Source organism: Streptomyces xylophagus (assembly GCF_000716435.1).
Taxonomy (GTDB): domain Bacteria; phylum Actinomycetota; class Actinomycetes; order Streptomycetales; family Streptomycetaceae; genus Streptomyces; species Streptomyces xylophagus.
This window is the reverse complement of record NZ_JNWO01000004.1, coordinates 24,012-42,603: the sequence shown is the minus strand read 5'-3', so window position 1 is coordinate 42,603 and position 18,592 is coordinate 24,012. Positions and strand designations below refer to the sequence as shown.

The following is an 18,592-nucleotide window of genomic DNA, read 5'->3' as shown; positions in this document are numbered from 1 at the left end:
CCCCATCGCGCCTCGCCTGCCCACCGACGGCACCCTCGCCGAGCCGCACCGGACCCCCGTCACACCTCCGCGCACGCCAGCGCATACGGCCAGATCGCCGCGCCGATCTCCTCCGGTGTGCCGGGGCAGTCGTGTCGCAGCCAGTCGATGACCGTGCCCAGGACGGCGCCCGCGAGGAAGGCGGAGACCGGGTCGGTGGCCCCGGTCTCCGTGGGCAGGCCGCGGCTGACGCGGGCCGCGAGGGTGATGCGGTGAAGGAGGTGGTTGATCATGCGGGCGCTGCCCTCGTCGCAGAGGAGGGCCCGGTATAGCGGGGCGTGCTCGGCGACATGGGTGAACAGGGCCGGCATGGGGTTCGGCAACGGGCCACCGTCCGGGGCCAGTTGACCGTGCGGGATGGGGGCTACGGCGACCAACTGGTCGTAGGTCGCGGTACACGCGGCGACGGCCAGGTCGTGGACGTCGACGTAGTGCTCGTAGAACGTCGAGCGGTTGACGCCGGCGCGTTTGGTGAGGTCGGCGACGGATATCTGGCGCAGCTCGCGCTCGGTGACCAGTTCGCGCAGGGCGGCTTCGAGGGCGGCGCGGGAGCGGAGGACCCGGGGGTCGGGGAGGCCGTGCGGTTCAAGGGGTTGCGCTGGCATGCGGCAACAGTATTCTCTCCAACACCTGATGGTTATCCGACAGTTGTCGTTTACGAGCTGAGCGCGACCCGCGCCGGACAACAGGAGGCCCCCGCATGGCCACGTACGTTCTCGTGCACGGCGGCAGTCACGGCGGTTGGTGCTATCAGCGCGTCGCGCGACTCCTGCGTGCGGCCGGTCATGACGTGTACGCCCCGACGCTGACCGGGCTCGGCGAGCGGGCGCATCTGCTCGGGCCGGGGATCGATCTCGACACCCACATCACGGACGTCGTCCAACTCCTGCGGTACGAGGGGCTGTTCGACGCGATCCTGGTCGGGCACAGCTACGGCGGGATGGTGATCACCGGCGCCGCCGACCGCGCCCTCGACCGCGTCGGGCACCTCGTCTACCTGGACGCGGCCACCCCGGCGAACGGGCAGTCCCTCGCCGATCTGGCACCGGAGTTGATGGCCGCCTCGCGCGCCATGGGGCGGGAGGTCGACGGGGTGGAGCTGGTGAACTTCCCGGGCGAAGGGCCCATGCCCTCCTACGGGTTGACCGATCCGGACGACATCGCCTGGCTGGCGCCGAAGATCACGCCGCACCCCTGGAAGTGCTTCGAGCAGCCGCTGCGGCTCACGCACGAGGCGGGGGTGCGGGCGCTTCCGCAGTCCCAGATCGTCTGCACGGCGACCCTGCCGTACCGCGACCCGGCGGACCTCGAACCGGCGCGCGCGGCAGGGCGGTTGTGGGACATCGACACCGGTCACGACCTGATGGTCAGCGAGCCGGAGGCCGTCGCCGGGTTCCTGGAGCTGGTCGCCGCGAGTTGACAGCCCGTCACATTACCGAAACGTAACCTACCGACAGGTATCACGAGTAACTTACCCGCAGGTAAGTTCCAGGCGAACCATTCTCCGGACGGCCGCTCCACAGGAGGTTCGCCATGCCCGCACGCAAACGAAACCTGCTCGCCGCCGCAGTCACCGCAGCCGCCTGCCTCGGCGCTCAAGCCCTCGTCGTCACGACCGCCACCGTCGCCGGCGCGTCGGACGAGGTCGTGTCCAGAGGCGTCACCATCCCGGCGTTCTACAACCCGCCCACCACCCTGCCCGCCGCCGACGGCGCCCTCGTCCGCAGCGAGCCCCTCCCCCTCGCCCTGAGCCTGCCCGGCCTCGACGGCACCCTGCCCGGCACCGCGACCCGCCTGATGTACAAGTCCACGGACTCGAACGGGCAGCCCGTCGCCGTCACCGGCGCCTACATCGAACCGTCCGCCGACTGGTCCGGCACCGGCCCGCGCCCCCTCGTCGCGGTCGCCCCCGGCACGCTGGGACAGGGCGACCAGTGCTCCGCGTCCATGGGCCTGGAACACCCCCTGGCCGTCAACAGCCAGACCCTGTCGGTGGGTTACGAGGACCTGGCGATCTACCGCCTCCTCGCCGAGGGCGTCGCCGTGGTCGTCACCGACTACGTCGGCCTGGGCGCGACGGACCGGCTGCACACCTACGTCAACCGGATCGACGAGGCGCACGCGGTCCTGGACGCCGTACGCGCCGCCCGTTCGCTCTCCGGCACCTCGGTCACCGCCGACTCGCCGGTCGGGCTGTACGGCTACAGCCAGGGCGGCGGGGCGACCGCCGCAGCCGCCGAACTCCAGTCCTCCTACGCCCCCGACGTCACCCTCTCCGGGACCTACGCCGGAGCCCCGCCCGCCGACCTGACCTCCGTCACCAAGGCCATCGACGGCAGCGAACTCGCCGGTGCGCTGGGTTGGTCGCTCAACGGCTTCCTCCAGTCCGACCCGGCGCTGAAGCCCCTCGCGGAGGCGCATCTCAACGACGCCGGAAAGGCCGCGCTCACCGACCTGTCGACGATGTGCGTCGGCGACGCGCTCTTCGGCTACGCCTATGCGCAGAGCACCAGTTGGACCACGGACGGCCAGTCCATCAGCGCCATCATCGCTTCGACTCCCGCGCTGCGGGCCTTCCTCGACAGCCAGCGCATCGGCACGCTGAAGCCGTCGGGGCCCGTCCGCCTCGCCACCGGCGTCAGCGACAACCTCGTCCCGCACGCGCAGGCCCGCCAACTCGCCCTCGACTGGTGCGCGAAGGGCGCCGACGTCACGTACAAGGCGGTCGTCCTGCCCAGTGTCGGCAGCGCGCTCCTCAACCACTTCGCACCCCTGCTGACCGACCAGGGCGACGCCATCTCCTGGCTCACCGACCGCCTCGCCGGCAGGCCGACCGTCTCCAACTGCTGGACCATGCCGGTACAGCCCTGACCGCTCGGCGGCGCGTCGTCACCGCACCGGGAGCCGCTTCGCGAGGTTCCCCACGACAGTCCCGGCCAACTCCGCTGCCGTGTCGCACAGTTGCCTGCTCGGCTGCGGTGCGTACACGGTCAGATGGAACAGTTCGGTGGTGTTCTCGCCGACGGAGTCCGGGTAGGTGCGGTGCGGGGTCCGTACGGTGCAGCTGTCGTCCTCCGCCTCGTCCGCGACGGAGTAGCTCCTGACGCCGGCGACGTCCACCGGGTGTCCGTCGTCGGCGTCGAGCGAGTTGTCCCGGCTGAACTGGATCTCCACCTCGCGCTTGCCGTCGTCGCTGGACCAGTCGCAGTCCCAGGAGCCGAACCCCCGGTCCTGGTTGGCGACTTGGACGCCGGGCAGTCGCGCGAGGGCGGTGGCGTCGAGCAGGGTGCAGGCGTCGAGCCGGGCCAGGGAGTTCGCGTCCGGTGCCGACGCGCGCCTCGGCACCGGGCCGTCGGCCAGGACGCCGACCACGTGATCGGTGGCGGCGTCGGCCAGTTGGCACGGGTCGGGCGACGCGGTCGCCAACTGCCGCCCGTCGACGCGGATCTGCTTGCCGTCGGGGGTCAGGACGGCCCGCTCGCAGCTCTTCCCGTCCCGGTCGAGCGTCACGACCGTGAGCCCGCCGACCAGACGGGTGGAGCGGATGTCGTCGAAGTCGTCCCGGTCCGAGTCGAGGTTGACCTGGACGTCGGCGGTGTCGTCACCGCTGGTGTTGCGCACCAGGACGTCGCACCGGTCGATCTCCCCGTAGTCCGGGTCCAGCACGGTGTGGCCGAAGCGGCTGAGCGAGGCGGCGTCGATCAGGGCGCAGGGGTCCGCCGTACGCTCGTCGCCGATGGTCCCGGCCCGGGCGGAGGCCGAGGGTTTCGCGTCGGCGAGGTCAACTCCCTTGTGCTGCGCGCCTTTCGAGCCCCACGGGTCGAGGAGGACGAGCCCGGCGGCGACCGCACCCGTCGTGACCAGCGCCACCGCCGCGATCGCCAGGGGGCGGCGGCGTACCCGCCTCGGCAGCGGGAGGGTGAGGACGTCCCGGGTGCGGCGGGAGAGCCGTCCCAGCCGGAGTGTCGAGGACGCGAGGTCCAGGGTGCGGCGGTCGTCCAGCCGCTCCTGGATGTGCGCGGGCGGTGGTGCGACCCGCGTCAGCAGCTTCCGCGCCCGCGCGGCGTCGGGCCGGTCCCCGGGCTCCACCGCCAGTAACGCGGCGAGCGGCTCGGCCAGTTGACCGGCCCGGCGCGCGGGCTCGATGTGCCCCTCGACGGCACGGGCGAGGTAGGTCATCAGATGCTCGGCCTCCCCGTACGGCGACTGCCCCTCGACCGCCGCGAACAGCGAGGCGCCCAGGGAGAACACGTCCGCCTTCTCGCCCGCGGCCTGCCCCTTGGCCAACTCGGGCGCCAGATAACGGGGTTTGCCGCGAACCGTGCCGGTGGTGCTCTGCGTGACGTCGTGCCCCAGCGCCCGGGAGATCCCGAAGTCCGTGAGTCTCGCGACCCCTTCCTCCGTGACGAGGATGTTCTCCGGCGTCACGTCGCCGTGCACCACACCCGCGCTGTGGGACTTCACCAGCGCGTCGGCGATCTGACAGCCGATCGACCCGGCCTCCTCGGGCGCCAACGGGCCGCGCTCCGCCATGATCTGCGCGAGGCTGCGGGAGGGGACGTACTCCATGATGATCCAGCAGGTGGTGCCCTCGTCGACGTAGTCGAAGACGGCCACGATGTTCGGGTGGTGCAGCCGACCGGCGTTGCGGGCCTCGCCCATCAGCCGCCGGGTGGCCCGATCGTCGTCCAGGCGTGCGCACTTGACCGCGACCCACCGCTGCAGCCGCTCGTCCCACGCCCGCCACACGACGCCCATCCCGCCCGTGCCGATGGGCTCGTGCAGGAGATACCGGCCGTCGATCCTGTCCCCGGCCGCTGGTGTCACCCGCACCGCCCCACCCCTCACTCACGGTCCTGACGGGTAACGGAGTGTACAGAGAGGCCACTTGGCGCTGATCGGATTCACGGGACTTCAGAGGGACCCACCCCGAACCACCACACTCTTCTACGGTAGCGAGACTCTCCCTTCCGAGAATTACATTTCCGTTTGTTGACAATGACATGCTCATCCACGCTACGCTCCCGGCGACTCGCACTCCCCTACGGCTTGCCGGAGTCCCCCCATGCCCGAACACACCTCCCCCCACCCCACCCTCAGCCGCCGCAGCCTGCTCGGTGCGACGGCCCTCGGGGCGGTCGCCCTGGCCGCCACCGGACAGACCCGGGCCGCCGCCTCAACCCGGGCCGCCGGCACGGAACTTCGCGAACGGGCCGTCGTCGTCGGCACCGGTTTCGGCGGTGGCGTCACCGCGTTACGCCTGGCCCAAGCCGGCGTCTCCACCCTGGTGTTGGAGCGCGGACTGCGCTGGCCGACCGGCCCGGACGCGACCACGTTCTGCCGCTTCGCCAACATGGACAACCGCTCCGCCTGGCTCACCGACCACGCCATCGTCGGCGGCGGCGACCAGACCTGGACGCCGTACACGGGCGTGCTCGAAGCCGTCGTGGGAAACGGCATGACCGCCATGTGCGGGGCGGCGGTCGGCGGCGGATCGATCATGTACCACGGCATGACCCTGCAACCCACGAAGGCCGACTTCGCCACCTCCATCCCCCAGGCGGCAGGCCTCTACGACGACCTCGACCTCTGGGCCTACCCCACCGTCGCCCGCATGCTGGGCATCTCCACCGTCCCCTACGACATCCTCGCCTCGGACCCCTACAAGTCCTCGCGCCTGTTCCAGGACATCGCACCGAAGGCGGGTCTGACGCCGTTCAAGGTGCCGCTGCCCATCGACTGGGCGTATGTCCGGGGCGAGTTGGAGGGTCTGTACGACCCGACGTACACCACCAGCGACATCGCCTTCGGCGTCAACAACGGCGGCAAGCACTCCATCGACGTCACCTATCTCGCGCAGGCGGAGTCCACCGGGCTGGTGCGGGTGGCACCGCTGCACGTGGTGCGCGACCTCGCGATGGACGCGAACAAGAAGTGGGTGCTGTCGGTCGACCGGATCGACACAGCGGGCGCGGTGCAGGAGCAGATCCGGATCACCGCGGACGCCGTGTTCCTCAACGCCGGTTCGCCCGGCACCACGCGCCTCCTGGTCAAGTCCCGCGCCAAGGGCCTGATTCCGGACCTCCCCGACGCCATCGGCACGGGCTGGGGCAACAACGGCGACCGGATCTGGGCCTGGATCAACCCGACCGGCGACGCGGGCACCCAGCAGGGCGGCCCGGCGTGCGTCGGCGGACGCGACCCGAACAGCGCGATCCCGCTCACCGTCGTGCACGCCGGATCACCCATCCAGCAGCCCGGCGTCACCGCCCTGACGGTGGTCGGCTTCGGCATCGTCGACGGCGCGGGCACCTGGGCCTACGACGCCGACAGCGACGACGCAGTCCTCACCTGGCCGACGGACACCGACGCCGAACTGCAGGCCCTGATCGCGGCCCGTATGCAGGACATCGCGACCGCCGGCGGCGGCATCATGATCGACACCAACGCCCAAGCCCCGTCCACCTGGCACTCGTTGGGCGGTGTCCCGATGGGAGACGCCGTCGACCTCACCGGCCGCGTCCTGGGCCACAAGGGTCTCTACGTCCTGGACGGCGCCCGCATCCCGGGCTCCACCGGCGCCTGCAACCCGTCCATGACGATCGCCGCGCTCGCCGAGCACAGCATGCGGACGATCGTGCGGCAGGACCTCGGCCGGGTCTTCTGACCGGGTCAGGCCCAGGTCACCGGGAGGGCGCGCAGCCCGTACACGATGTTCTCCCGGTTGTAGGCGAGTTGATCTCCGGGCGAGGCGAGGCGCAGGGTCGGCAGGCGACGGAGCAGGGTCGTGAGGACGGTCTGGAGTTCCACGCGGGCGAGGGTCTGGCCCAGGCACTGGTGGATGCCGTAGCCGAAGGCGACATGGCGGCGGGCGTCCCGGGTGAGGTCCAAGTCATCGGCGGAACCGAAGAGTTGCTCGTCGCGGTTGGCCGTGGACAGCATGCAGATCACCCCCTCGCCGGCCGGGATCGTCACCTCGCCCACCCGCACGGTCTCGGTCGCCGCGCGGCCCAGGCCCAGGTGGATGATCGTGAGGTGGCGCAGGAGCTCCTCCACGGCCCCGCGGACCAGGTGCGGTGCGGCGCGCAACAGGTCCCTCTGCGCCGGGTGTTGGAGCAGGGCGAGCACGCTGACGGCGGTCATGTTCGCGGTGGACTCGTGCCCGGTGACCAGCAGCAGGAAGCCGAGCGACGCCGTCTCCTGGGCGGTCAGGTCGTCGCGGGCGGCGAGCCGACTGAGGATGTCGTCGGCGGGGTGCCGTCGCTTGCGCTCGGCCAACTCCGCCAGATACCCCATGAGTTGGGCGTGCGACTGCTCCGCCTGCGGTCGGGTGGTGCGGTTGTCGAGGAGGGTGCGACTGAGCGACTGGAACAGGTCGTGGTCCTCGTACGGCACCCCGAGCATCAGGCAGATGACCAGCGACGGGATCGGCAGGGCGAAGTCCGCCACCAGGTCGGCCGAGGTGCGTCCCTCGGTCATGCGGTCCACGGCCCGGTCGACGATGTCCTGGATGCCAGGGCGGAGTTCCTCGATGCGCTTGACCAGGAAGTCCTTGCTGACCATGCGGCGCAGCCGGGCGTGTTCGGGGTCGTCCATGCGGATGAAACTCGGCTTGGCGGTGGCCAGTTCACGCTGTCCGGCGGAGAGGAAGGGGAAGCCGGTTGTGCGCGCGTCGGCGCTGAACCGGGCGTCGGACAGCACGGCCCGCACCTCGTCGTAGCCGGTGACCAGCCAGCAGGCGGTGCCGTCCGGCAGCACGGCACGGGTGACGGCGGCCTCGCGGGCGGCGGCGGTGTAGGCGGGCGGCGGATCGAAGGGGCAACTTCCGTAAGGGGCAGGGAGATCGAGGGGGGTGACGGTCATGGAGGGGCTGGTGACGGTCATGGGTGGGTGGCCTCCTCGTGGTCGACGAGCGTGATGGCTCCGCTGGGGCACAGGTCGGCGGCGAAGCGCACCTCGTCGGCGTACCGGGCATCCGGCTCCGGTACGAGCAGGCCGACCAGGCCGTCCGACTCGCCCTGCTCGAACACCTCGGGCGCGGCACCGACGCACTGGCCCGCGCTGCAACAGCGCTCCCGGTCCAGGAGTACGAGGAGGGAGGGCTGCCGGTCGGAGGGGGTGCGGAGGGTGTTGAGCGTGGCGCACATGGTGGCGGTCTGGCCCGCCAGGACCAGGAGTTCGACGAGTTGACCGGGACTGAGGGACCGGGCGAGACGGCCCCAAAGGCCGTCGGGAACCGGGGAGTTGACGGCGAGCAGGTCGGCCGCCTCCAGCAGGGCGCTGTCCTCTTCCGCCCAGGGATGGGCGTCGAGTCCGGCCGCCGTGGCGTCGATCTCGACGTCCGTCAGCCCGGCGTCCGCGGCCGGTGTGCGGTGCCGGCGGTGGACGTAGGGCGCGTCGAGCCGGTGGGCCACGCGCAGGATGATCAGCTCGCGTCTGCGGTGGCCGAGGGTTCCCTCGTGGGTGAGGACGCGGGCGAGGGAGAGCCAGGCGTGGGCCAGGGCGGGGTGGTGGGCGAGGGTGCCGAAGAGGTTCTCGCGGCCGGGGCCGTCCTGGTGGGAGTCGGCGAGCAACGCCCGTAGGACCGGGGGCCATTCGGCGGGTGGAAGGGGCGGAATGCGGGGGGTGGGAGTCGTGGTCATGGTGCTTTCACCTTCGTACGGTGCCGTGGGCCGGGGCGTTGTCGTGGTTCACCAGCGGCAGACGACCACTCCCGCGCTGGCGCCGCTCGCGAAGCCGAACATGCCGACCAGGTCGCCGCGTTGGAGGCGTCCGCTGTCGAGGGCGGCGGCAAGTTGCAGGGGGATGGTGTTGGTCGCCACGTTGCCGTGAGTGGGGAAGGTGGCCAGGACGCGGCTCGGGTCGACGCCGATCCAGTCGCAGGCGACCTTGGTGAACGGCACCGACGGCTGGTGCACACAGACGAGGTCGAGGTCGTCGCCGTTGACGCCCAACTCCCGTAGGGCACCCCGTACTTTGCGAGGAAGCCCGTCGAAGGAGCCCACCAACTGGGCGGAGTCGATACGGAGATGGCCGAGCGTGCGGTGCTGCGCGTACGGGTTGGGCAGGGTCGCCGCCCGCCAGCCCCAGGAGTTGGCGAAGAACCGGGAGCCGAGGATGCCGGGCCGCTCACCCGCCTCCACCAGCAGGGCCGAGCCCATGTCACCGGTGCTGAGGCTCGGCAGCGCGGTGAGCAGGTCGGCCGGGTCGTCCACCTGCCAGCGGCTCTCCCGGGTGCTGACCTCGGCGGTGGTCACCAGCACCCGGCGGTACTGGCCGCCCCGGATGAACGCGTCGGCGACCTCCAGGGCGTTGAGGACTCCGTTGCAGGCGTTCTTCAGGTCGAACACCGGGCAGCCCAGGCCGAGTTTGTCGGCGACGACATGGGCGGTGGCCGGCTCCTCCATGTCGGCGAGGATGCCGGCGTAGAGCAGCAGGTCGACGCCGCCCGGATCGGTGCCGGTGTCCTCGAACAGGCGCCGGGCCGCGTGCACGGCCAGGTCGGAGGGCTGCTCCCGGTCGTCGGCGACGGTGCGCTCGGCAAGGCCGTACATGCGCTGGAGCACTCCGCGCGACAGCGGTACGGCGGGACTGGCCGCGCGGAACCGGTCCTCCACGGCGGTCACGCTCTGGCGTCCCTCGGGGATGTGGACGGTGGCGTGAACGATGGTGCTGTGAACGGTCATTGGTCCTTCCTCGGTCAAGGCCGGCCTCTGTTCGGTCCTCGGCCGACAGCCCTCGGCCCTCGGTCGTCAGTCCCCGGTCGTCAGTCCTCGTTGGTGAAGAGCAGGACCACGTTGTGGCCGCCGAAGCCGAAGGAGTGGCTGACGGCGGCCCGGACGCGCTGTGGGCGGGGCGCGCCGGTCACGCAGTCCAGGTCGAAAGGGAGGTTGTCCGGGGTGAGGTTGGCGATCGGCGGCACGGTGGAGCGGTGCACGGTGAGGGCGGTGAGCGCGGCTTCGATCGCACCGGCCGCGCCGAGGCTGTGCCCGAGAACTCCCTTGGCGGCGGTGACACTTGGCCGCCGCCGCAGCACGCGCCCGATCAACTCGGCCTCGGTCAGGTCGTTGAGGAGGGTCGAGGTGCCGTGTGCGTTGACGTGATCGACGTCGACAGGGCCGAGTCCCGCCTCCGCCAGCGCCACCCGCAACGCGGCCTCGGCATGAACTCCCCTGGGATCAGGGGCAGTCGGGTGATACGCGTCGGAGGTCTGGCCGACTCCCGCGAGCCGGGCGTACCGCCGCTGTCCACGAGCCAATGCGTCCGCCTCCCGCTCCAGGACGAGTACGGCGGCGCCCTCGGAGATCACGAACCCGTCCCGGTCCGCCGCGAAGGGCCGGGAGGCCGCGCCGGGTTCGTCGACACGGGTCGACAGCGCGCCCATCCGCTGGAAGCCGGACGCAATCACCGGGGTGACAGCCGCCTCTGTGCCGCCCGCCACCGCGATGTCGCACAGCCCCGCGAGCAGCAACTGGCGTGCGACGGCCAGGGCGCTGGCCCCCGAGGCGCAGGCGGTCTCGGTCGCCATGGACGGGCCGTGGGCGCCGAGGTCCAACGACACTTCCCCAGCGGCCATGTTGGAGATCAGCATGGGCACGAGCGCGGGCGACACGAGGTCGGGGCCGCCCTGGTGATGGCGGAGCGTCTGGTCCTCCAGGTGCATGGCCCCGGCGAGACCCGAACCGATCACGACGGCGACCCGCGCACCGTCCCACCCGGCGGGGTCGAGCCCGGCGTCCGCGACCGCCTCGCGCGCGGCGAGCACGGCGAGCTGACTGAAGCGGCCCATGCGCCAGGCCTTGCCGCCGCCGATCCGGGCCTGTTCCGGGGTCATGACGGGAATACGGCAGGACAAGTCGACGGCGCAGCCCTTGAGTTCGGGGTCCGTGTCCGCGCGGGACCGCCCGCTCAGGACCCCCTCCCAGGTCTCCTCACGGCCGACCCCGGCCGGGGTGATGAGCCCCAGGCCGGTGACGGAGACGGGCGTGCGGGATGCCGGCATCACGCCCGCTTGGCGTTCAGCGCGGCGACGAGTCCACCCACGGTGCTGTTCTTGGCGGCCTCTTCCTCCGCCACCGGAACCCCCAGCTCCTCCTGGAGCGCCAGGGCGAGTTCGGCCAGCGCGAGGGAGTCCAGGTCGAGGCTCTCCAGGGTGGCCTCCGGCCGGATGCTCTCGGGGCTGACCTCGAACTTCTGGGTGAGTACGGCGGTCACGGCGGTCTGCACGGGGGACATGGCGTTCCTTTCGACGGGCGCGACGAGCGCGACAAGCGCGGAAATCGGGACGCTTGACCTGTTTCGAGCAGGTCAAACGCCGGTCGGAAAGCGGGGCCGCCCGGGGACGGGCGAGGTCTCAGACGATCGGGATCTGTACGGAGGAGTCGGGGGCGGAGTCCTCGGCCGGGTCGGGGTGGGCATCCAGCGCCGGGTCGGTAGCGGTACCGGCGGCCGGGTCCGCAACGGCGCCCATGGCCGGATCGGCAGCGGTACCCACGGTCGGATCGGCGACGGCATCCGTGATCGCTTCGGCAGCGGCACTCACGGCAAGGTCGTCGACCGCACCGACGGCAGCATCTACAGCCGGGTCGGCAGCGACACCCACAGCCGAGTCGGTGGCAGCCCCCACTGCCAGGTCGGCAACGGCGTCGGCGGCCAGGTCCGCGCCGGCCACCACCGCCAGGTCGGCCCCCGCATCCACCACCAGGTCCGCGCCCGCATCCACCGCCAGGTCGACGGCCTCGATGCGCGGCACGCTCGGCAGTTCCGGCCATACCAGGACCGCCGAGCCCCAGGTCAGCCCCGCGCCGAAGGCCGTCAGCAACACCCGTTGACCGGCGTGGAGTTCGCCCCACGCGGCGGCGTCGGCGAGGGCCAGGGGGATGGAGGCGGCGCCGGTGTTGCCGACCCGCTCGATGTTGGTGATGTGGCGGTCGGGCGGTACCGGGATGCGGTCGCCGACGGCGGAGAGGATGCGGGCGTTGGCCTGGTGGGCGCAGAAGCGGTCCACGTCCTCGGCCGCCCAGCTCGCGCGCTTGAGCACGGTCTGGGCGGACTGGGTCATACGGGTGACCGCGTGCTGGAACACCTCACGTCCCCGCATACGGAAATAACGGTCGTCCGGGGCGTATTCGTCGGAGCGGGCACGCTCCAGCGCACCGCCACCGGGCACCTGGATCAGATCCTCGCCCGAGCCGTCGCTGCCGAGGTCCAGCGCCAGCACGCTCCCCGGCTCGCCCCGCTCACCGCGCCGCAGGACGACCGCCGCGGCGCCGTCGCCGAACAGGATTCCGGCGGAACGGTCCCGCGGGTCGAGCAGCGTCGAGTACACCTCGGCGGTGACCAGCAGGACACGGTCGGCGCACCCCGAGTTCAGGGCGCCGACGGCGGCGGCGAGGCCGTAGACGAATCCGCTGCACGCGGCGGACACGTCCCATGCGGCGGTCCCGCCGAGTCCGAGGCGGGTGGCGAGGCGGGGTGCCATGGCCGGCATCGGGCGGTCCGGTGTGGAGGTGGCGACGATCACGGCGTCCACGAGGGGCCGGCCGGCGACCGCCAGTGCGCGGCGGGCCGCCTCCAGCGCGAGGTCGCCGGTGGCCACGCCCGGTGCCGCTCGGTGGCGTTCGCCGATGCCGGTGCGTCTGCGGACCCAGGCGTCGTCGACGCCCCACGCGGCGGGCAGGGCGTCGTTCGCCACCGCGTCCGGCGGGACGAAACCGGCGATGCTCTCGAGGACGGCCGTCTGCGGCGTCGTCAAGTGGGGGGCTGCGCTGGGCAGTCGGAGGGTCACACACGCCTCGTTCGGAAGTGATCTTGGACGAGCGGCACGACTGTAGATCGGATCAAGATCGGGTCGGGAACGTGACGCGATCCGAACACTTGAACAGTTCCGGCCGATTTTCCACAAAAGCCCAGCTCAGCGCCCGAAGTGAGGAAACGTTACGTCTGTTATGTTGCCGACAGATCACCCGAAAGATCCAGCGCCGCGAGGACGTCGCGGGCGTCGGTGAGAACGCCGAGGGTGAGCACTCCAGACGGGCGGTGCGGGTCGGGTTCGACGCGCTCACGGGCGCCCGTACGGTCGTCGTCCCGGCCTGCCACGAGGTCGCTGAGGAGCCGACTCCCGTGCTGGTGGCGGCAGTTCGGGAGGGGTGCCGCCGGAGACGTACCGGCGCACGTTCCGCGCGGACGGGCGGGCCCGGCGCGTCGAAGGGTGAGGTCAGGGCGTGAGCTGCTGGTGCCCTATGACGGAGAGCAGTTCGAGCTTGCCCTGGCTCTCGGTGCCGGGGCGGGCGGTCATGACCACCAGGGTCTGGGCGCGGTTCTCGGTGAACAGGACCTGGGCGTCGACGTCGATCCGGCCGAGGGAGGGATGCAGGATCGTCTTGCTCTCGCCGTACCGCTGGGCGACCTCCTGGAGTTCCCACACGCGGACGAACTCCGGGCTGCGTTCGCGGAGTTCGGCGACGATCCGGGCCGCCCGGGGGTCGCCGCCGTCGGCCGTGAGCGCGGCGCGCAGCCGGGCCGCCTGGGTGCGGCTGTGCCGGGGGTGGTCCTCCGCCGGGTACACCAGCCGGTCGGCGGGGTCGGTGAACCAGCGGTAGTAGGCGCTGCGCGCCAGTCCCGTGTGCCGTGTCTGGTCGCCGAGGAGTGCGGTGGCGATCGGGTTCATGGCGAGGGTGTCGGCCATGTCGGTCAGCACGATCGCCGGGGTGTCGTCGTTCAGGCGCTCCAGGACCCTCATCAGCGTCGGGCTGACGTGCTCGGAGCGCTGGAAGCGGACCGGGGCGTTGTGGCCGATGAGCGCGAAGAGGTGGTCGCGTTCGTCCGGGGTCAGCCGCAGGGCCCGCGCGAGGGCGGTGGTGATCTGCACGGAGGGCTGCGGGGCGCGCTGCTGCTCCAGGCGGGCGTAGTAGTCGGTGGACATGCCGGCGAGCTGGGCGACCTCCTCGCGGCGCAGCCCCCGGGTCCGCCGGCGCGGGCCCTCGACCAGCCCGACGTCATGGGGGCGCAGCGCCTCGCGCCGCCGGCGCAGGAACTCCGCCAGCGCCTTCTTCTCCATGCCCGCCATCGCCCTCTCCCGTCCGTGACCTCCATCGTCGCCGCTTTCCGCCGACCCAGCCAGGGATCCCCGATCCATGGATAAGCCTTCCTCTCCCGCCCCCGCGAGACCGCTCCTACGGTCGGAGCAGCGCCCCCCCGAGGAGAAATCCCCAAGGAGAGACCCCCATGAAGATGACCGGCAACACGATCCTGATCACCGGCGGCACCTCGGGCATCGGCCTCGGCCTGGCCCTGCGCCTGCACGAGGCCGGCAACAAGGTGATCGTCGCCGGCCGGCGCAAGGAGCTGCTGGACGAGATCGCGGCCGAGCACCCGGGCATCGAGGCGCTCGTCCTCGACGTCACGGACCCGGCGTCGATCACCCGCACCGCCGAGCAGGTGCGGGCCGCGCACCCGGAGCTGAACGTCCTGGTCAACAACGCCGGCATCATGCTGCGCGAGAACCTCCTCGACCCGGCCTCCCTCCCGGTCGCCGAGGACCACGTCACGGTCAACCTGCTCGGCACGATCCGGATGACGTACGCCTTCCTGCCGCTGCTGACCGGCAAGGACGACGCGGCCGTCATGAACGTCACCTCCGCGCTGGCGTTCGTCCCGCTGCCGGTCACCCCGACCTACAACGCGACCAAGGCCGCGCTGCACTCCTTCTCGGAGAGCCTGCGCGTCCAACTGGCCGACACCGGCGTCCAGGTGATCGAGGTCGCGCCGCCCGGCGTGCGCACAACCCTGCTGGGCCAGCAGGACGACGAGAACTCCATGCCGCTGGACGACTTCCTCACCGAGACCCTCGACCTGCTGCGCGAGAACCCCGACGCGAGGGAACTCGTCGTGGAACGCGCCCGGTTCGTGCGCGAAGCGGAGGCCAACGGCTCCTACGACACCGTCCTCGCGCAGCTCAGCGGCGTCCGGGCGTGACACCCGAGGACGTCCCCGCCGAGCGGTCCGACGCCGCCCGCAACCGGGTCCGGCTGCTGGAGGCCGCCGCCCGGCTGGTGGCCGAGCGGGGCGCGGAGCACGTGACGATGCACGAGGTCGCGGAGGCGGCCGGGGTGGGAAAGGGCACGCTCTTCCGGCGCTTCGGCGACCGCGACGGGCTGCTGCTCGCGCTGCTCGGCGAGGCCGAGGCCGACTTCCACGAGGCGTACACCTCGGGTCCGCCGCCCCTGGGACCGGGGGCCGCCGCGAGGGACCGGCTGACCGCGTTCGGCCGTGCCCTGATCGCGCGCGTCGCCGCCGACGCGGACCTCGGCGCCGCGCTGGGCCGCCAGGTCCTCCACGAACGCCGGCACGCCTCCGACACCGGACGCGCCTTCCACCACCACGTCTCAACCCTCGTGGCGGAAGCGGGAGTCGACGGGGACCACGACATGCTGGCCCACGCGCTGCTCGCCTTCGCCAACTTCGAGACGGGGGACTATCTGCACGTCGGGTGCGGCGTCCCCGTAGCCCGTCTCCAGGCCACCTGGGTGGACCTGGTGCGGCGGGTGACCCGCGACGAATCGAGCCCGGCGGCGACTGTGACAATGGGCCCATGAGCATCGTGAAGATCAACGTACTCACCGTCCCCGAAGAGCAGCGCGAGACGCTGGAGAAGCGGTTCGCGAACCGGGCCGGGACGGTGGACGGCTCGGACGGTTTCGAGTGGTTCGAGCTGCTGCGGCCCGTCGAGGGCACCGACACCTACCTCGTCTACACGCGCTGGCGTGCCGAGGAGGACTTCCAGAACTGGATGTCCGGGATGGGCCAGGCCGCCCACCGCGGCGGCCCCAAGGAGGGCGCCCCGCAGGGTGAGCGGCCGAAGCCCGCCGCGACGGACGCGACGCTGTGGACCTTCGAGGTGGTCCAGCAGGCCGGGCCGAAGGAGAGCTGACGGTCAGGTCCTGACCGTCAGGTAGAGCCAGCCGCCCCACGTGCTCACGTTGGTGGTGTCCTTGGTGCCGGCCACGTACTCGGTACGCACCCGGAACTTCTGGCCCACCGCGTGCGTGAGGCTCAGCAGGGTCACCCCGACGCTGTCGGCGGTCATGGAGAAGCAGCTCGACGTGGTCAGCGTGTGCCAGGCCTTGCTGTAGTACTCCTGGGCCTGGAACCGCATGCACTGCCCGGACTTGTCCGGCGTCACGGTGCCGACCACCTGCGGCTTCACCGTGTGGTGGTAGACGCGGTAGGTGACCGTGCCGTACTTGGTGCTGGTGTAGTAACTGCCCAGCCTCTCCGCGATGTTGACCTGTCCGTGGACGGCGTGCGTGGCCGTCGCCGGGGCGTAGCGGTAGTCGCCGGCGAAGGACGCCGTGAAGGTGGTGTTGTGGGTGACCTTGTACGTCGCCCTCAGATTGCCCTTGCTGTCCACGGCGGCGGTCTTCACCAGCGTCTTCCTGCCACCGGCGGGCGTCGCCCAGATCGACACCGTACGACTGTTGTACGTCGTGCCCAGGTGGGCGGTGACGGTGGCCGTCGCGCCGTACGTGTACGTCGACACGTTGCTGGTGACGGACACGGTCGTCGCGGCGCGGGACACCTGGACGGTCGCGGACGCGGTGGCCGCCTCGTGCGCGGCGTCGCCCGGGTAGCTCACCGTGTAGGTGTCGGCGCCGCCGATGGTCGGGGTGTCCTTGACGGTGATCTTCCCGTCGGTGCCGACGGGGGTCGTCCAGGTGACCGGCGTCGTCGGGTGGGCCGCGTCCGTGCGGGACACGGTGACCGTCTCGCCCGCGGTGTACGGGGCGTCGCCCAGCGTGCCGCCGAAGGTGAGGGCGGCGCCGCGGGTGGCGGTCGCCGGGGCCTTGAGGGTCAGGGCCGGGGTGTACGGCTTGACGATCACGGACGGTGCGTTGACCGACGGCTGGTGCGCCGCGTCGCCCGCGTAGGAGAGCCCGTAGGTGAACCACCCCGCGGCGTCCGGGGCGTCGGTGACCGTGAACACGCCCGTGGCCGGATCGACCGGGACCGACGGAAGGGGGACCGACTCCTGGGTGTCCGCGTTCGTGCGGGTCACCTGAACGGTGGTGCCCTGGGGGAAGGTGCTGAGGTCCCGCGTGCCGAGAGTGCCGGTGAGGACCACCGAGTGGGGTGTCGCCGAGCTGAACTCCTGGAACTCGAGGTCGGTCGCCAGCCGTGCCACATCCAGCTTCATCGAGGCGGTCGCGGGCCGGTGCGTCGCGTCGCCGTCGTACGACACCTCGTAGGTGTACGTGCCCTCGTCGGCCCGGGTGTCCTTGACCGCGAACGTGCCGTCCGCGCCGAGCGTGACGTCGGGCAACTGGACGCCGTCGCGGGTGACTTGGAGCTTCGCGCCGGCCGGGACGAAGCCGTTGGTGGTGAACGTGCCGTTGAGCGTGAACTCCCTGGTGGGGACCGCGTATCCCGAGACGCTCAGGGCGAGTTGGGTGTCGGTGAGCTTGGGAGAGGCCAGCACGTTCAGGGTGTAGGCGCCCGCGGAGTCCTGGGTGACACCGTAGAGCGTCGTACCGTCCCCGCCCCACTCCAGGCCGTCGGGAGCCAGCGTCCCGGACGCCAACGGGACGTAGTTCTCACGGAGTTGGGAGCCGGCGTAGAGGTACAGGCCGGGCGCCGAGCCCGTGGTGCTGCCGACGGCGATCGTGCCGTCGGTGTCGACGGCGAGCGAATTCGGCGCGGAGGGGATGCCGCCCGTGTAGTACACGGAGGGGTTGGCCATCATCATGTCCGCCGTGCGGTAGGCCCGCAGGGCGACGTCGCCGGTGGCCGCGATCAGCACCTTCTTGCCGTCGCCGGTGACCCGGAAGCCGGTCGCCGGACCGGGGGAGACCCCTATCTCGGTCATGGCGGCCGCCGTGCCGGAGGAGACGTCGAAGGTGGCCACGTCGGTGTCGTACTGGCTGGTCTCCCCGGCCGCGAGGACGCCACCGCCCGTCGCCAATCCCTGCGGTGCGGAAGGCCAGTTGGAGAACACGGCCACCGGTGTCGCGACCGGTGCGGCGGCGGACGGGTCGACGGATCCGACGGCACCGTGGCCGTCCACCGTGGCGCCGTACCAGACCTTGCCGCCCGCCACCGTGACGGAGACCGGCCCGCTGCCGGTGCCGGTCGGGTAGCGCGTGGACTCGGTCAGCGTCGCCGTGTCGATGGCGGCGACCGCGTCGCCGTCGGCGAGGGCCGCGTAGAGTGTGCCGCCGTCCGGGGACAACGCCAGGGCGGTGGCGCCCTGTTCACCGGTGAGGGTGGTGACGGGGTCGCCCGCCAGGTCGGTCACCACGATGCCGGTCGAACCGGCGCCCTGGCTGAAGAAAATGTGCTGGTGAGCGGTGTCGACCAGCATGTGCGCGTAGTGGGACAACGGCAGCGCGGCCGTGCTGTCGGCCCAGGCGGCGGGGCCGGTGAGGCCGACCGCGGCGGTGGTCAGCCCGGCGACGAGCGATATCGCCGCCGTGAGCGAGACCTGCTTGAGGCGCATGAAGCTCCTGTTGAAAGTGTGAACAAGCAGGTCGGACGATAACTCCCGCAGCTGGCCACC

Annotated in this window: 16 protein-coding genes and 1 pseudogene; 6 read left to right on the top strand and 11 right to left on the bottom strand. The window is 71.6% G+C overall.

Annotation, left to right across the window (positions count from 1 at the left end; genetic code table 11):
• Window positions 1-59 precede the first annotated feature (59 nt).
• Window positions 60-644, bottom strand: a complete 585-nt coding sequence (locus OO70_RS09645) for a TetR/AcrR family transcriptional regulator (RefSeq protein WP_043667039.1) — start codon at window positions 642-644, stop codon at window positions 60-62.
• Between the two features lie 95 nt (window positions 645-739).
• Between OO70_RS09645 and OO70_RS09640 the strand changes: the two genes are divergently transcribed.
• Together OO70_RS09640 and OO70_RS09635 are read left to right on the top strand one after the other, a co-directional pair.
• Window positions 740-1,459 carry an alpha/beta fold hydrolase gene (locus OO70_RS09640; RefSeq protein ID WP_043667037.1) on the top strand — a complete coding sequence of 240 codons (720 nt, stop codon included), beginning with the start codon at window positions 740-742 and terminating at the stop codon, window positions 1,457-1,459.
• Between the two features lie 113 nt (window positions 1,460-1,572).
• Window positions 1,573-2,910, top strand: a complete 1,338-nt coding sequence (locus OO70_RS09635) for a lipase family protein (RefSeq protein ID WP_043667035.1) — start codon at window positions 1,573-1,575, stop codon at window positions 2,908-2,910.
• 18 nt (window positions 2,911-2,928) lie between these two features.
• Here OO70_RS09635 and OO70_RS09630 read toward each other — a convergent pair whose 3' ends face one another.
• A complete protein-coding gene (locus OO70_RS09630; RefSeq protein ID WP_043667033.1) occupies window positions 2,929-4,872 on the bottom strand; it encodes a protein kinase domain-containing protein in 1,944 nt (647 codons plus the stop codon).
• Between the two features lie 232 nt (window positions 4,873-5,104).
• On the opposite strand from OO70_RS09630, the gene OO70_RS09625 reads away from it, so the two are divergent.
• Window positions 5,105-6,706: a GMC oxidoreductase gene (locus OO70_RS09625; RefSeq protein ID WP_043667032.1), complete on the top strand. Its 1,602-nt coding sequence runs from the start codon at window positions 5,105-5,107 to the stop codon at window positions 6,704-6,706.
• Between the two features lie 5 nt (window positions 6,707-6,711).
• Here the strand turns inward: OO70_RS09625 and OO70_RS09620 are convergent, their stop codons facing one another.
• The 8 genes and pseudogenes from OO70_RS09620 to OO70_RS09590 all read right to left on the bottom strand — a co-directional run bounded on the left by OO70_RS09620 (window position 6,712) and on the right by OO70_RS09590 (window position 14,098).
• On the bottom strand, window positions 6,712-7,923 hold the full coding sequence (locus OO70_RS09620) for a cytochrome P450 (protein ID WP_043667030.1): 1,212 nt from the start codon (window positions 7,921-7,923) through the stop codon (window positions 6,712-6,714).
• Complete coding sequence (locus tag OO70_RS56820; protein ID WP_043667028.1) at window positions 7,920-8,681, bottom strand: ferredoxin; 762 nt, start codon at window positions 8,679-8,681, stop codon at window positions 7,920-7,922. Before OO70_RS56820 ends, OO70_RS09620 begins: the two co-directional genes overlap by 4 nt.
• Window positions 8,682-8,729: 48 nt before the next feature.
• On the bottom strand, window positions 8,730-9,725 hold the full coding sequence (locus OO70_RS09610; protein ID WP_043667027.1) for a 3-oxoacyl-ACP synthase III family protein: 996 nt from the start codon (window positions 9,723-9,725) through the stop codon (window positions 8,730-8,732).
• Window positions 9,726-9,805: 80 nt separating this feature from the next.
• A complete protein-coding gene (locus OO70_RS09605; protein ID WP_043667026.1) occupies window positions 9,806-11,041 on the bottom strand; it encodes a beta-ketoacyl-[acyl-carrier-protein] synthase family protein in 1,236 nt (411 codons plus the stop codon).
• A complete protein-coding gene (locus OO70_RS09600) occupies window positions 11,041-11,274 on the bottom strand; it encodes an acyl carrier protein (RefSeq protein ID WP_043667024.1) in 234 nt (77 codons plus the stop codon). Before OO70_RS09600 ends, OO70_RS09605 begins: the two co-directional genes overlap by 1 nt.
• 493 nt (window positions 11,275-11,767) lie before the next feature.
• A pseudogene (locus OO70_RS09595) lies at window positions 11,768-12,826 on the bottom strand (beta-ketoacyl-ACP synthase 3); the annotation flags it as partial.
• A 158-nt stretch (window positions 12,827-12,984) separates the two neighbouring features.
• Window positions 12,985-13,137: a hypothetical protein gene (locus OO70_RS54445; RefSeq protein ID WP_158711429.1), complete on the bottom strand. Its 153-nt coding sequence runs from the start codon at window positions 13,135-13,137 to the stop codon at window positions 12,985-12,987.
• A gap of 118 nt (window positions 13,138-13,255) precedes the next feature.
• Entirely contained in the window at window positions 13,256-14,098 is an 843-nt protein-coding gene (locus OO70_RS09590; RefSeq protein WP_043667672.1) for a helix-turn-helix transcriptional regulator, read from the bottom strand.
• A 167-nt stretch (window positions 14,099-14,265) separates the two neighbouring features.
• Here OO70_RS09590 and OO70_RS09585 point away from each other — a divergent pair, with 167 nt between their 5' ends.
• From OO70_RS09585 to OO70_RS09575, 3 genes are read left to right on the top strand one after another with little or no spacing between them, the layout of a single operon-like run.
• The gene (locus tag OO70_RS09585) at window positions 14,266-15,015 is read left to right on the top strand and encodes an SDR family oxidoreductase (RefSeq protein ID WP_043667023.1); all 750 of its coding nucleotides are present in this window, start codon (window positions 14,266-14,268) and stop codon (window positions 15,013-15,015) included.
• Window positions 15,012-15,635, top strand: a complete 624-nt coding sequence (locus OO70_RS09580) for a TetR/AcrR family transcriptional regulator (protein WP_043667021.1) — start codon at window positions 15,012-15,014, stop codon at window positions 15,633-15,635. Before OO70_RS09585 ends, OO70_RS09580 begins: the two co-directional genes overlap by 4 nt.
• Window positions 15,632-15,970 (top strand): antibiotic biosynthesis monooxygenase family protein, encoded by a 339-nt coding sequence (locus tag OO70_RS09575; protein ID WP_043667019.1) that lies wholly within the window; start codon window positions 15,632-15,634, stop codon window positions 15,968-15,970. The genes OO70_RS09580 and OO70_RS09575 overlap by 4 nt, the downstream gene beginning before the upstream one ends.
• Before the next feature lie 3 nt (window positions 15,971-15,973).
• Here the strand turns inward: OO70_RS09575 and OO70_RS09570 are convergent, their stop codons facing one another.
• Window positions 15,974-18,532, bottom strand: coding sequence for a YncE family protein (locus OO70_RS09570; protein ID WP_043667017.1), 2,559 nt, complete (start codon window positions 18,530-18,532; stop codon window positions 15,974-15,976).
• Window positions 18,533-18,592 lie beyond the last annotated feature (60 nt).